This window comes from Moorella naiadis (nom. illeg.) (genome assembly GCF_051020825.1).
Classification (GTDB): domain Bacteria; phylum Bacillota; class DSM-521; order Neomoorellales; family Neomoorellaceae; genus Neomoorella; species Neomoorella naiadis.
In genome coordinates this window covers 194,202-207,802 of the sequence record NZ_JAXGFQ010000001.1, presented here as the reverse complement: position 1 = coordinate 207,802, position 13,601 = coordinate 194,202, and the positions used below count along the sequence as shown (strand labels likewise).

The window sequence follows — 13,601 nt, the reverse complement described above, 5'->3', positions numbered from 1 at the left end:
TCCCATTGCCATCGGAAGTTACACTATCCTGGCTGGGTGAGGCCTTCGCCCGGGACGGCTACATCTGCGGGGAGGAGGTCCTGGTCCCGGTTTACCTCGCTTTAAAGTTGGAAAAGCCCCTGCTCATTACCGGCGCCCCGGGGGTGGGCAAGACCGAGATCGCTAAGGTCTTGAGCCGGGTCCAGTCTACCGATCTCATCCGCCTGCAGTGCTACGAGGGCCTGGATGAGAATAAGGCCCTGTACGAGTGGAATTACCAGAAACAGCTATTGATGATCGAATTGCTGCGCCGGGATTGCTCCCTGGAAGAGGTCCGGTCGGATCTCTTTGCCGAGGAATACCTGCTCGAACGACCCTTGCTGAAGGCCCTGCGCCATCCCTGGCGTCCGGTGCTCTTGATCGACGAGATTGACAAAAGCGACCAGGAGTTTGAAGCCTTCCTGCTGGAGGTGCTCTCCGACTTCCAGGTTTCCATACCGGAAATGGGTACCATCAAGGCCCGCCAGGTGCCCGTGGTCGTTTTAACTAGTAACGGCGAACGGGAGCTCTCCGATGGTTTAAAGCGGCGCTGCCTCTTCCTGTATATCGATTACCCGGATGTAGAGAAGGAAACCCGAATAATTCGCACTAAAGTGCCGGAGGCCGGCGAGGTTCTGGCCCGCCAGGTGGCAGCGGCGGTGCACCGGATCCGTACGGAGCTGGACCTGCGCAAAAAACCGGCCATCGCCGAGACCATTGACTGGGCCCGGGCCCTGGTCCTAATGGAAGCCCGGGTCCTGGAGCCCAACCTGGTGCGCCGGACCCTGAACCTGCTTTTAAAAGATCAGGAGGACCTGGCAACTCTGAACCAGGAAGTGGGGGTGGAGGAACTGTGCCGACAGGTTACCAGCCGGGGCTGACCTTGGCAGCCAACCTGGTGCACTTTATCCACCTCCTACGCCGGCTGGGCCTGCGGGTCAGCACGGCAGAAACCCTGACGGCCCTGGCAGCCCTGCAGGACCTCCCCTTGGACCGGGAAGAAGTGGTCCGGGCAGCCCTCCAGGCGGCCCTGATTAAGGATGGGGACCGGGTAGCCCTCTTTCGTCAGGCCTGGTCCTACTTTTTTCACCCGGGCGGGGAAGGGAACCCTAACCTGCCGACGGATGCAGCCGGCCCGGAAGAACCCGCAGAACCCGCGGCCGGTCCCGACCCGGAGCAGGACCTTTTTTTCCGCGGCCGCCCCCTGGAGCTGCCAGCTGCGGATCGGGAGGTCTACCAGCAGCTGGCGCCGGAGATCCGGCAGCGCCTGCGGCAGTTTGTCCAGGCCAGCGATGCCGGCGCTCCCGATGACGAACGCTTCCGTCTTTTGCTGGTCGCCCTGGTCAGCGGCCAGTTGAACTACTTGCGGTGCCAGCTGGCTGAGGCAAGGACTTTAATGGCCCCCCGGGAAGGAGCGGTGCTGGAGGCCGGGCTGGCCGCGATAGTTGCGGCGGCAGACCAGGATACAGGGATTCTCTGGGCTGACCTCAAAGAATTGGCTACAGCCGACCCGGCCAGGGTGACCCGGGTCATTCGCCGCCTGATCCGGCGCCTGGCTACGGTCCTGGCGCGGCGCTACCGCCCGGCACGGAAGAAGGGGGCTATCAACTGGCGGCAGAGCATCCGCCGCAACCTTCAGTACGGCGGCCTGCCACTGCGCCTGGCCTACCGGGCCCGCCGGGTGAAAAAGCCCCGCCTCCTGCTGCTAGCCGATGTCTCCGGCTCCATGGCCCGCTACGCCACCTTTGTCATAGGTTTTATTTACGGTTTGGGTCAGGTAGTCGGCGGGGTGGAAGCCTTTGTCTTTGCGGAGAACTTTCGCCGGGTAACGTCCCTCCTAGATAAACGACTGGCGCCGGCGGACCTCCAGGCTAAACTTATGGCGGCGACTCCCACCTGGGGCGAGGGCACGCGCCTGGACCTGGCCCTGACAGGAATCTTAAAGGAGTACCCGGCCCTGTTCCAGAAGAATACCGTGGTGCTGCTGATCAGCGACACCAAAACCTTGCAGCTGCCGGCCGCGGCTGCGGCCCTGAAAAAGTGGCGGGGTAGGGTAAAGGACATCCTGTGGTTGAATACCCTGCCCCGGGAGGAGTGGCCCCGCTGGCAGTCTGTTACCGCTTTACGGCCTTACTGCCGTATGTTACCCTGCCGCTCCCTGGGCCAGCTGGAGCTGATCCTGCGGGAGCATTTGTAGGGGCCTAACGCCGGCGCTAGCGAACCGTTATCTGCCTGGACATATTGACAGCGAAAAACGTTAATAGTAGAATATTAACGGTTAAAACGGTAGGGGGTGAAAGTGATGCCGACTTATGATTTCCGCTGCCAGGAGTGCGGTGAGCGTTTTACAGTCAAGATGTCCTGGAAGGATAAAGATAAAGCTACCTGTCCCGCCTGCGGCAGCCAGAAACTGCAGCAGCTCTTTACGGGGATTACCATCCTCGGCGGCGGCAGCAGCGGTGGCGGTTGCGTAGCTCCGGCCGGGAGCAGCTTCAGTTGAGGTGGTTAAATAAAGGGGCCGGCGGCCCCTTAAAATTTTAATTACAGCCCTTTAAATTACCCCCGCAGGGTCGTTGTAATGTTCCGGGTGGAAATATACAACTATTTACTACGTGTTGACACCCGCCAGCCCTTACGTTATGATGGGGCAGAGAGGGGTGGAGCAATGGGTATGATGTCTTCCCTGCGCCGGCTAAGTAAAAGGAAGCCGGTTCTGGGGATTTTATTTGTAGTCGTCTTAAGTATCGGCCTGGTGGGTAGTTATGCCATCTTTTCAGCTCCCAAAACGCCGCCAGTTCCCCCGGCGAGCCAGGCCCAGACCCCGGATACCAGCCAGCAACAGGCAGAGGCCATGCAAAAGGCGGCCCAGGAGCAAATTGGCAAACTGGAAACTGATATCGGCAACCTGCAGAAGGAACTGCAGGCCAAACCCAACGACGCGGCCATGGCCCTGAAACTAGGGGACAGCCAGTATAACCTGGGGACTCTTTACCTGTTCGTTAACAACGACCAGGAAAAGGCTGCCGCGACCTTTAAAGGAGCAGTAGCCAGTTACCAGCAAGTGTTGAAGCTGAACCCCAAGGAAAAGGGCGTCAATTTGCGCCTGGCTGGGGCGGCCCTCTACGCCGGCGATAGCAAACTGGCGGAAGATAACTTCCAGGCGGCCATTAAAGCCGACCCCAACGACAATAACGCCCGTATGACCTACGGTATGTACCTGGCCTCAATGAAGGGCGATTATCAGGGGGCTATTGACCAGTGGCAGGAGGTTTTAAAGCATAACCCGGATAAGGATACGGCCAGCCAAGTCCAGGAAATGATCAAGCAGGCCGAGGCAGCTAAACAGAACGCCAATAAACCTACCCCTGAACAGCCCCAGGCCAACCAGCCGCCGGCAAGCGGGGGGCAAGCCCCAGGGAACGGGGGACAATCCCCAGCGACCGGGGGATAACCTCCCCCCAGTAGCGGATAGGGCAGTGGTTAGTGAATAGTAAGAGGTAAAAAGTGACCCCGGGCACCAAGAGCGGTACCCGGGGTTTTTTACTGCCTGGCCAGGGACGGTTGGGGCATAATAAGGCTATCCGCGTGTAGCTTTTCGACGAAATGGTTAAAGCGTTTACGAATGTTCAGGTTCAGGGCCCAGAGGATGGCTGCGTGCCGCTTGGTCAGTCCCAGGCGCCGGGAGATGGAACCCAGGGAATAGAATTCTTGCCAGGCCCAGTTAAAGCCTTCCTGCAGGGTTTTCGCGCTCATGTTCTTGGGCTCAAAGACGACCTTGCTGATGGTGTACTCGCCCCAGTCGTTGTTGGTGATGCGACCCTCACGCTCCAGGGTTTCCCGCAAGGGCGTTCCCGGGAAGGGGGTCAGGATACCAAATTGGGCGGCTTCCAGACGGTTATCCTGGGCAAATTTGACGGTGCGTTCAAAGACGCTGTCGTCGTCTTCGTCCAGGCCGAAGACAAAGGCTCCTTCGATGGCGATGCCGTGATCATGGAGTTTTTTAATGGCCTGCTGGTAATCCGCCACCAGGTTGACCTTTTTACCGATGGCCTGGAGGTTGGCCGGGGACAGGGATTCAAAGCCAATAAAGAGCCCGATGCAGCCGCTCGCGGCCGCCAGCTGCAGCAGTTCCTCATCCTTGGCGATGTTCAGGGAACCCTGGCTGAACCACTTAATTTTTTTCGGTAGCCGGGCAAGCTCGGTGAAGAGGCGGCGGGCGTAACCGGGATTACCAACAATATTATCGTCGATGAAGGCGACAACCTCGCCCTCCAGGTTCTGGACTTCCCGGACCACTTCTTCCACCGGCCGGAAGCGAAACTCATGGCCGAAGAACTGGCTGACGGTGCAGAAGGAACAGGCGAAGGGGCAACCGCGGGTGGTCTGAACAGTATCAGGGATCAGGTAGCGGCTCCGTTGTAAGAGATCCCGGCGCGGGGTAGCCATGTGCTCCAGGGCCGGTCGCTCTTCCTGGCGGTAGAAGGTGCGCAGCTGGCCGTTTTCCAGGTCGTTCAAGAGCCGTTGCCAGGAACCCTCGGCTTCGCCGATAACTACGGCGTCGGCGTGAGCGGCGGCCTCCTCCGGCAGGGCCGAGGGATGCATGCCGCCCAGGACTACCCTGGTCCCTTTTTCCCGGAAGCCGTCGGCAATTTCATAGGCCCGGGGCGCCAGGGCCGTCATGGCCGAAATACCGACGAGATCGTACTTCTCATTAAAGTCAAGATGGGTTAAACTTTCATCCAGGATAGTCACCTCATGCTGGGGTGGCGTTAGGGCCGCCAGGGTGATGAGGTTCAGGGGCGGGAAGATAGATTTTTCTTTTTCAGTCTCCCAGAGGGGGTCGTGCCAGGCCGGGGCAATCAAGGCGATCTTCATTTTCTATACCTCCAGCAAAAGGTTTTAGCCATAATATGACCGTTACGTCCAGAAATCATGTATAGTGTTCTCGCTGGCTGTACAGAATCCTGCAATTTTCGAAAGGAGTGGCTGAAGTTGTGCCTTTTGGGTATCGATCTCGGCGGGACGTCGATTAAGGCCGGGCTGGTGGATAAAAAGGGGCAGATTCTCATCAAAGGCCAGGTGCCGACCGGGGCCAGGGAAGGGGCGACAGCAGTCCTAGGCCGCATTCGGGACCTGGCCCAGAACCTGGCCGGAGAACGGGGATTAGCCTTGGCCGATCTTACCGGGGCCGGGATCGGCATCCCCGGTTCTGTTGACGTGGCCAAAGGGGAGGTCCGCCTGGCCCCCAACCTCTTCTGGCGTGATTTTCCCCTCCGGGAGGAACTGGCGGCTTTATTAGATTTGCCGGTGGCCGTGGAGAATGACGCCCACGCAGCGGCCCTGGGGGAGATGTGGCGGGGCGCCGGCCGGGGATTTAATTCTCTAATTATGATAACCATCGGCACCGGCATTGGTTCGGCTCTGATTAGCGCCGGCCGGGTCCACCACGGGGTCTTCGGCTATGGCGCCGAGATGGGCCACCTGAAGATGGTCCGTGACGGCCGGCAGTGCCACTGCGGCGGTCACGGCTGCCTGGAGACCCTGGCTTCGGCTACGGCCATGGTTCGCTCCTTCCGGGAGTACCTGGCCGCCGGTCACCCTTCCCGGTTGCCAGATAGCCCCGGCCTGGGGGCCAGGGAGATCCTGGCGGCCGCCGCCGGGGGTGACGAACTGGCAAGCCGGGTTATCGACGAGGCTGCTTATTACCTGGGAACGGCCCTGGCCAATGCCATCCTGCTGGCCGGACCGGAAGGGATTGTTATCGGCGGCGGGCCGGCCCAGGCCGGGGAGGTAATCCTGGCACCTATTCGTAAATATATGGCCGCAGCCCTGGGGGCCTGGCAGCTAAAACCGGTGCCGGTCCTGGGGGCGGAACTGGGCAATGACGCCGGTATTATCGGCGCCGCCAGGTTGCAGGCGCGAGTTGAGCCAGCTGAAGACGAATGAAAGGTTCGCCACTGATTTTCTTTACCAGGCCCCTGGCGGCCGTCTTTATGGTCGCCTGGGGGCTATGGCTGCAGTTTAGCGGCCGGGGCAAGGAATTGGCGGCCGACGATAGCGATTAATTAAGAGAAGCTATTTACGGGTAACATATATAAGGTTATAATAATGTGGAAGCCGCGCCGGGGGCTTCCATAATTTTTACTACTGAAAGGGTTGAGATAAAAGTGGCCCTCATTAAGATACCCTATGGTCAAGGATACCTGACCGGCGAACTGCCGGGGAAGATAAAGGTCCAGGAGGTAGCTCCCCGGGAGGTAGCCGGGGTGCCCGACGCGGCGGCCGAAGTGCGCCGGGCCCTGGAGCAACCTATTGGCAACCGCGGGGTAGAGGAACTGCGGGGGGCCCGGCAGGTGGTAATCGTCGTCAGCGACCTGACCCGGCCGGTGCCTAACGAAATTATCTTGCCTGTCTTACTGGAGAAACTAAACGCCATCGGCATTAACGACGAACAGATCACCATCCTGGTGGGTGCCGGCCTGCACCGGCCGGCGCCGCCGGAGGAATTCCCGCAAATAGTCGGCCCGGCAATAGCGGCCAGGGTAAAGGTCATCAGCCATGATGCCTACGCCCCGGGTATCCTCCAGCAGGTGGGGGTTTCCTCCCGGGGGACGCCCATTTGGATCAACCGCAACTACCTGGAGGCCGACGGCCGCATCCTCATCGGCATGATTGACCCGCACCAGATAGTCGGTTACAGCGCTGGGGCCAAAGCCCTGGTTATCGGCTGCGGCGGTGAGGCCACCATCCGTGCCAACCACGCCCACCTGGTGGAACCGGAGGCCACCCTGGGACGGGTGGAGGGTAACCCGGCCAGGGAGGATATCGATGAAATCGGCGGCCTGGTGGGTATCAACCTGATTATCAACGTCGTCCTAAACAGCCATAAAGAGATTGTCAGGGCCGTGGCCGGCCATTACCTGGCGGCCCATAGGGCGGGAGTGGCCGTAGCCCGCCAGGTCTGCGAGGTATCGGTGCCGGAGATGGCCGACCTGGTCATTGCTTCCCCGGGCGGTTTCCCCAAGGACATCAACCTCTATCAAGCCCAGAAGGGGTTAGCCCACGCTGCCCGGGTGGTGAAGGAGGGAGGAGTGATTATCCTTGGCGCCGAATGCCGCGAAGGAGCCGGGGAGGATCGTTTCCTGGCTGGTATGCAGGCCGGCAGCACCCCGGAGGAGGTAATCACAGCCTTTCATGAGAATGAATTTCAAATGGGCCAGCACAAGGCCTTTCTCTGGTGCCGTTCCCTGGTCCGGGCGCGGGTAATCCTGGTAAGTAACGGGGTGGACGATAAACTGGCCCGGGTGGTGATGGTCCGGAAGGCCCCGGACCTGCAGGCAGCCATAGATATGGCCCTGCAGGAATTGCCGGGGGCTAAGGTGGCAACTATCATGCCCAAAGCCAACTCAACCATCCCGGAGCTTTAATTCCTTTTCCTTAAGACGAAGATGACGCTAGCGGTTCAACTCCTAACTCCGCACCTTCATTTGAGGTAAGTCGCTGGGGATTATCACAAGGGGGGTAACCCATGATCCGGGTCTGGTTAAACGATAAACAGCTACAAGTGGCTGCAGGCACTACAGTGGCCAATTTACTAGCCGGGGAAGGCCTGCTGACCCCCATTGCCACGGTGGCGGTCAATGACAGGCTTTTACCACGGCGGGAATGGGGTGACTCCCTCCAGGACGGGGATCGGGTGGAGGTTATCATCATGATGGCTGGGGGCTAAAAGAGGAAAATCTCCGGCCTGTGGCGAATAGGAAGCAGGAACCTATTTTAGGAGGAAGCAAAATGCTTTTACCCGGTGATTTCCAGGCGTTAGGCATCGGCAGCCTACCCTATCATGAGCCCGGCCCCGCCCTGGATCTGATCATGAAAACCACTCCCACCATTCCCCACTGGCCCCAGCTGCCCAAACGGGGCCACCAGGAGCACTTCGTTTACCAGAGCCTGGCCCCCCTGGTCCACCTGGGCTTGATTAGAGAGACACCGGGGGAGATGCCGGTGTTTACCGATGCTGATTCCGGCTGGGCCGACAGACTAACGGATTTCTACAGCCTTTACCTGGAGGCTGAAGCCGGTGTTGAGGAGGCCCTGGCAAACTTTGCCATCCCCAGGGAGGCCGGAGTTGGTTTTTATGCTTTGTTGGCATACTTGGAACAGAAGGGCACCGGGCCGGCCTGCTATCTCAAGGGGCAAGTAGCCGGCCCTATTACCGCTGGCTTATATTTAACTGCCAGTTCCGGCCGTAGTGCTTTTTATGATCCCCAGCTGCGGGACCTGATAGTGAAAACGACGGCTATGCAGGCCTGCTGGCAGGCCCGGGAGCTGGGCCGCTTCAACCTCCCGGTCCTGGTTTTTGTCGATGACCCGGCCCTGGCGGCCTATGGCACTTCCACCCATGTGGCCTTGCAACGGGAAGACCTGGTGACCGCCCTGGCGGGGATTGTGGCGGGCATTGAGGCCGGCGGGGGCCTGGCAGGGGCTCATTCCTGCAGCGGGGTGGAGTGGCTTATATTTTTCGAGGCCGGTTACCGGGTCTTAAGTTTTGATGCCTATAACTACTTTACCTCCCTCCAGGTTTTTGCCGCCGACGTGGCCAACTTTATGGCAGAGGGCGGTGTCCTAGCCTGGGGGATCGTACCTACCTATGAACAGGCCTGGCAGGAAACACCGGCTGCCCTGGCAGCCAGATTGCAGGAACAAATAGGGGAACTGGCTCGGCGGGGAGTGGATGGGGAACGCCTTTACCGCCAGGCTCTGGTAACCCCCTCCTGCGGCACCGGGGTTCTGGAGGTAGACCTGGCAGAACATATCTATGGGTTGGCTGCTGCTGTTGCCGCCATAATGGCTGGTAGGGCTTGCAGCTAGCAACTAATAAGTTGCCCCCTATCTGTTAACGGCAGATTAGGGGTTAGCTGAAAGCCCCGGTTGGCGAGGCACCACACGCAGCCTTAGTTTGGCGTATCCTTAAAAAGCAAACATATTCATGGCAATATTTATCAAGGTTGTGGCGGCGGAAGGGCCGCTATTTTTCTTGTATCAGCGATAGCAACTCTCCCTCATCCAGGGAGAGTTTATTTTTATACCAGGCAGGAATTTTTATCCTAACGGCGAATATATAGTGGTGTAAAGTGGTGCAAAGTGGCTTAAAGTGGTATAAAAGTGGGAGCAAAGCCCATGTTCATGGGGGAGTACCAGCATACCATTGATGATAAGGGGCGTTTGATTATCCCGGCCCGTTTCCGGGAGGAATTGGGGATGAAGTTCGTGATCACCAAGGGCCTGGATAACTGCCTCTTTGCCTACCCCATGGCGGGATGGGCGGAAATGGAGCAGAAACTGCGGAGCCTGCCCTTTACCCGTGCCGACGCGCGGGCCTTTGTCCGTTTCTTCTTTTCCGGCGCCACCGAATGTGAATTAGATCGCCAGGGCAGAATACTGCTGCCAGGAAATTTACGGGAATACGCCCATCTGGAGAAAGAAGTCGTAGTGGTGGGCGTCTCTACCCGGGTTGAGATCTGGAGCCGGTCCCTGTGGGAGCAATATTGCCAGGCAACGGCCGGCCAGTACGAGGACCTGGCGGAAAAGATCGTCGACTTTAATATATAGCAGGAGGGTAAGGCAGGTTCCCTCCTGGCGCTGGTGGCGCCATTATACTTGTATCGAACTCGGACGGCTGCGGGCGCGGCCTTAACTCGGCCTCCGGCCTCAAACAAGCGGCCGCGCTGATCCTCAGCCGGCCTCGTTCTTCTGAACTAAGCGCCAAGGCGCCCTCCGGGAAACTACCTTACCCCTGAGAAGCCGACATTAATACCCATACTTGCCAAAAACTATTTCCGGAGGAGTCCCCGTGGCGAGCCATTTTGCCCACCAACCAGTACTGCTGGCGGAGGTTTTGCAACTTTTAGATCCCCAACCGGGGGAGTTTTTTGTCGATGCTACGGTGGGTGGCGGCGGCCATAGCGTTGCCATCCTACCCCGGCTGCTCCCTGGCGGGCATCTCCTTGGTCTCGATCGCGATGCCGCGGCTGTGGCCGCTGCCAGGAAACGCTTGGCCCTCTACGGTGCCGGGGTGGAGATCGTCCAGGCCAATTTCCGGGACCTGAAATCAGTTCTGGCGGCCAGGGGCATCCAGGGGGTGGACGGTCTCCTTTTTGACCTGGGGGTATCCTCCTATCAACTGGATAACCCGGAACGCGGTTTCAGTTACCAGGTCGATGCCCCCCTGGACATGCGTATGGGGCAGGATCAGGATTTGACGGCCGCCGAGGTGGTTAATAATTGGCCTGTCGACAAACTGGCAGCCGTAATCTGGCAATATGGCGAAGAGCGCTGGGCGACGCGGATTGCCGACTTTATCGGCGCCGCCCGGCGGGAGAGGCCTATCACTACCACCGGGCAACTGGTGACGATTATCAAAGCAGCAATTCCGGCCGGGGCCAGAAGGTCCGGACATCATCCCGCCAAGCGGACCTTCCAGGCCCTCCGGATTGCCATAAATGGGGAACTGGACGCCCTGAAAGAGGCCCTGGCCGACCTGGAGATGGTATTAAAGCCCGGCGGCCGGGTAGGGGTTATCTCCTTCCATTCCCTGGAGGACAGGATTGTTAAAGAAGTCTTTCGTAATTTGAGCGGCCGGTGTACCTGCCCGCCGGGCCTCCCGGTTTGTACCTGCGGCCGGCGCCGGGTCCTGGTGCCAATTACCCTTAAACCCATAATTCCCGCGGCAGTAGAAATTGCCGGTAATCCCCGGGCCCGGAGCGCCAGGTTGCGGGTGGCCCGTCGGGTTCTAAAGGAAAAGGATGGTGAATAAGCTATGATAGCAGCGCCCAGGGAAGCGGCCTATCTGCCAGGCCCGGCAACAGGGAGCAATTATTCCTTACGGACCAGCGCTGCTGGCCGGCACCGGAAGACCAGAGTCAGGCCAGGAGCCAGGCAAAAGTTAATCCTTCTAGGTTTGGTGTTGCTGGCCATTATAATCGGGCTAAGTTTGACTTTTCTATCTATGCAGCTGGTAATAAAAGGATATAAAATTGAAAGCATAAAACAGGAACTAGGTACTTTGCAAAGGGAGAATGAACAGCTACAATTAGAGGTGGCCCGCTTGAAGGCACCGGAACGAGTCGCCCGGGTTGCTACTGCCAGGTTGGGGATGGTGGAACCCCAAACCGAGCAGATTTACTATGTGCCGGACAAAGCCGGGACGGGGAAAGATGTCCGGGTGGCGACAACGGCACCGGCCGGTACGGCGGTAACCAACCAGGCAACAGGGGGACAGTCGTGGTGGGTGGCTCTGACGGAAGCCCTGCACCAGTGGCTGGGACCAGGGCGCCAGGCCCGGGCCGGGGCTTAGGCAGTCCTTCACCGCCGAACAGCGGGGCGCCGGCAAGGGGCGACGTTAGTGCAAACAGCGAATGTCAATGTCCGTAAACGCCTGGTCCTTATTTTTTTAATCTTAGCAGGTTGCCTGGTAACGATTTTACTACGGTTAGCCTGGCTGCAATTCGTCCGCGGTGGCGAGTTGCAGCAAAAAGCCCTCAATAACCGGCTTAATGTCCTGCCGGTGGCGGCCCAGCGGGGGGTCATCTATGACCGCAACCGCCATGAGCTGGCCGTAAGCGTCGCGACTGACTATATTGGCGCCTTCCCGCCGGAAGTCAGGGATTCGGGCCGGGCCCAGGAGATAGCCGCCAAGCTGGGCGCCATTCTCGGCCTGCCCCCGGACAAGGTCTTGGAGAAGATAACCCGCAATACGGGCTTCGAATTTGTCGAGCGCCAGGTGGAATATGCTAAAGCCCAGCAAATAAAGGAGCTGGTCAAGAATAAGGAGTTGCCGGGAATTGAAGTGGTGCCGGAGAGCCGGCGCTATTATCCCAATGGTCCCCTGGCCGCCCAGGTACTAGGCTTCTGTGGTATTGATAACCAGGGCCTGGAAGGCATTGAGGCTATGTATGATAAGGAACTGGCCGGGGAACGCGGTAAAATCGTGATGGAATTCGACGCCCTGGGGCATGAGATACCCCGGGCCACCCACCGCTATATTGCACCCCAAAACGGCCACAGCCTGGTGCTGACCATCGACCAGACGATCCAGTATATTGCCGAAAGAGAACTGGATAAGATCATGGCCAGCCCCACCAACCCCAAAAAAGCCAATATCATTATCATGGATCCCAAAACCGGCGAGATCCTGGCCATGGCCAGCCGGCCGGCCTTTGATCCGAATAACTTTAATAAGTACCCCAACAGCGTCTGGGGTAACCCCCTGGTGCGGGACGCTTATGAGCCGGGTTCAGCTTTTAAGATCATTACAGCGGCAGCAGCCCTGGAAGAGGGTGTGGTTAAGCCGACGGACAGGTTTTATGATCCCGGCTACATTAAGGTGGGCCCGGACACTATTAACTGCTGGTTGCCCGGGGGTCACGGCAGCGAAACCTTTGTCGAAGGGGTGAAAAACTCCTGCAACCCGGTCTTTGTCCAGACGGCGTTGCGGCTGGAAGAAAAGAAAGCGGGGCTATTTTACAATTATATCAAGGCTTTTGGTTTCGGCCAACCCACCGGGATCGATTTAACCGGTGAGGGCAGCGGTTTGCTTATTCCCGAGCAGGAGCTGAAACCCATCAATATCGCCACCATTGGTATCGGCCAAGGTATTGCCGTCACACCGTTGCAACTGGTAACTGCCGTTGCAGCAGTCGCCAATGGCGGCCAGCTCATACGGCCCCACCTGGTGAAGGAGATCCTGGACGACCAGGGTAAAGTGGTGCAAGAGATTACCCCGGAGGTAGAACGGCGGGTAATATCCCCGGAAACGGCCAAACAGCTGCGGGAGATGTTAGAAGCCGTTGTCAGCGAGGGTACCGGACGCAACGCCTACATTCCCGGCTACCGGGTCGGCGGCAAAACAGGTACGGCCCAGAAGGCCGGACCCGGCGGCTATATGGAAGGAAAGTATGTGGCTTCTTTTATCGGTATGGCCCCGGTGAACGACCCGCGCCTGGTGGCCTTGGTAACCATTGACGAACCCAAGGGATATCCTTATTATGGTGGTACCCTGGCGGCGCCCATTTTCCAGCGGGTGGTGGCCGATGCCCTCCATTATCTGAAGGTACCGCCCCAGTATGACAGCAAGCAAGCTGAAAAGGAAAAACCGGCGGCTCCGGTCATTGTACCCAATGTTACCGGTCTTGATCTGGCGGCAGCCCGGGCGGAGCTGGAAAAGGCCGGCCTGGCGTTCCGGGTCGAGGGCGACAGCGGTAAGGTAATAGCCCAAATGCCCCGGGCCGGCGCCGTGGTGCCCTCAGGTACCAAGGTGATTCTCTACCTGCAGGGTGATCCCAACCGGCCCCGGGTTCCGGATGTTAACGGCTTGCGGGTAACCGAGGCGGCGGAGGTCCTGGCAGCCTATGGCCTGCAGCTAGTACCCACGGGAACAGGCCAGGCCGGTGAACAAAATCCCATTCCCGGCACCCTGGTCACCCCAGGAACGGGTATTTACGTCAAGTTCCATGAACCGGCCCAGGAGGTTCTGGGGCCTTAACCCCCCGGCCCGGCGCCAGCAGGGCGCCGGGCTTCTAACC

14 protein-coding genes are annotated in these 13,601 nt (G+C 58.9%); 13 read left to right on the top strand and 1 reads right to left on the bottom strand.

Features of this window, described 5'->3' with window-relative positions; translation table 11 throughout:
- Nucleotides 1-5 precede the first annotated feature (5 nt).
- From SDD30_RS01035 to SDD30_RS01020, 4 genes are all read left to right on the top strand, one after another.
- Entirely contained in the window at nt 6-899 is an 894-nt protein-coding gene (locus SDD30_RS01035) for an AAA family ATPase (RefSeq protein WP_434073062.1), read from the top strand.
- Nucleotides 872-2,215 (top strand): vWA domain-containing protein, encoded by a 1,344-nt coding sequence (locus tag SDD30_RS01030; protein WP_434073061.1) that lies wholly within the window; start codon nt 872-874, stop codon nt 2,213-2,215. The genes SDD30_RS01035 and SDD30_RS01030 overlap by 28 nt, the downstream gene beginning before the upstream one ends.
- A 105-nt stretch (nt 2,216-2,320) precedes the next feature.
- Nucleotides 2,321-2,518 (top strand): FmdB family zinc ribbon protein, encoded by a 198-nt coding sequence (locus SDD30_RS01025; protein ID WP_434073060.1) that lies wholly within the window; start codon nt 2,321-2,323, stop codon nt 2,516-2,518.
- 78 nt (nt 2,519-2,596) lie between these two features.
- Nucleotides 2,597-3,469, top strand: coding sequence for a tetratricopeptide repeat protein (locus SDD30_RS01020; RefSeq protein WP_434073059.1), 873 nt, complete (start codon nt 2,597-2,599; stop codon nt 3,467-3,469).
- Nucleotides 3,470-3,558: 89 nt separating this feature from the next.
- Here SDD30_RS01020 and SDD30_RS01015 read toward each other — a convergent pair whose 3' ends face one another.
- Nucleotides 3,559-4,893: a B12-binding domain-containing radical SAM protein gene (locus SDD30_RS01015; protein WP_434073058.1), complete on the bottom strand. Its 1,335-nt coding sequence runs from the start codon at nt 4,891-4,893 to the stop codon at nt 3,559-3,561.
- Between the two features lie 117 nt (nt 4,894-5,010).
- Here SDD30_RS01015 and SDD30_RS01010 point away from each other — a divergent pair, with 117 nt between their 5' ends.
- The 9 genes from SDD30_RS01010 (at nt 5,011) to SDD30_RS00970 (ending at nt 13,561) form a co-directional block, all read left to right on the top strand.
- Nucleotides 5,011-5,964: an ROK family protein gene (locus SDD30_RS01010; protein ID WP_434073057.1), complete on the top strand. Its 954-nt coding sequence runs from the start codon at nt 5,011-5,013 to the stop codon at nt 5,962-5,964.
- Complete coding sequence (locus SDD30_RS01005; RefSeq protein WP_434073056.1) at nt 5,961-6,083, top strand: hypothetical protein; 123 nt, start codon at nt 5,961-5,963, stop codon at nt 6,081-6,083. The genes SDD30_RS01010 and SDD30_RS01005 overlap by 4 nt, the downstream gene beginning before the upstream one ends.
- A gap of 102 nt (nt 6,084-6,185) precedes the next feature.
- Nucleotides 6,186-7,445 (top strand): nickel-dependent malate racemase, LarAH5 family, encoded by a 1,260-nt coding sequence (larAH5, locus tag SDD30_RS01000; RefSeq protein ID WP_434073055.1) that lies wholly within the window; start codon nt 6,186-6,188, stop codon nt 7,443-7,445.
- Between the two features lie 101 nt (nt 7,446-7,546).
- On the top strand, nt 7,547-7,747 hold the full coding sequence (gene thiS, locus SDD30_RS00995) for a sulfur carrier protein ThiS (protein ID WP_434073054.1): 201 nt from the start codon (nt 7,547-7,549) through the stop codon (nt 7,745-7,747).
- Between the two features lie 62 nt (nt 7,748-7,809).
- A complete protein-coding gene (locus SDD30_RS00990; RefSeq protein WP_434073053.1) occupies nt 7,810-8,889 on the top strand; it encodes a uroporphyrinogen decarboxylase/cobalamine-independent methonine synthase family protein in 1,080 nt (359 codons plus the stop codon).
- Nucleotides 8,890-9,198: 309 nt separating this feature from the next.
- Nucleotides 9,199-9,630: a division/cell wall cluster transcriptional repressor MraZ gene (gene mraZ / locus SDD30_RS00985; RefSeq protein WP_434073052.1), complete on the top strand. Its 432-nt coding sequence runs from the start codon at nt 9,199-9,201 to the stop codon at nt 9,628-9,630.
- 241 nt (nt 9,631-9,871) lie between these two features.
- Nucleotides 9,872-10,834 carry a 16S rRNA (cytosine(1402)-N(4))-methyltransferase RsmH gene (rsmH, locus tag SDD30_RS00980; protein WP_434073051.1) on the top strand — a complete coding sequence of 321 codons (963 nt, stop codon included), beginning with the start codon at nt 9,872-9,874 and terminating at the stop codon, nt 10,832-10,834.
- Nucleotides 10,835-10,837: 3 nt separating this feature from the next.
- Complete coding sequence (locus SDD30_RS00975) at nt 10,838-11,374, top strand: cell division protein FtsL (protein WP_434073050.1); 537 nt, start codon at nt 10,838-10,840, stop codon at nt 11,372-11,374.
- Between the two features lie 48 nt (nt 11,375-11,422).
- Entirely contained in the window at nt 11,423-13,561 is a 2,139-nt protein-coding gene (locus SDD30_RS00970) for a stage V sporulation protein D (protein WP_434073049.1), read from the top strand.
- The last annotated feature ends 40 nt before the right edge of the window (nt 13,562-13,601 follow it).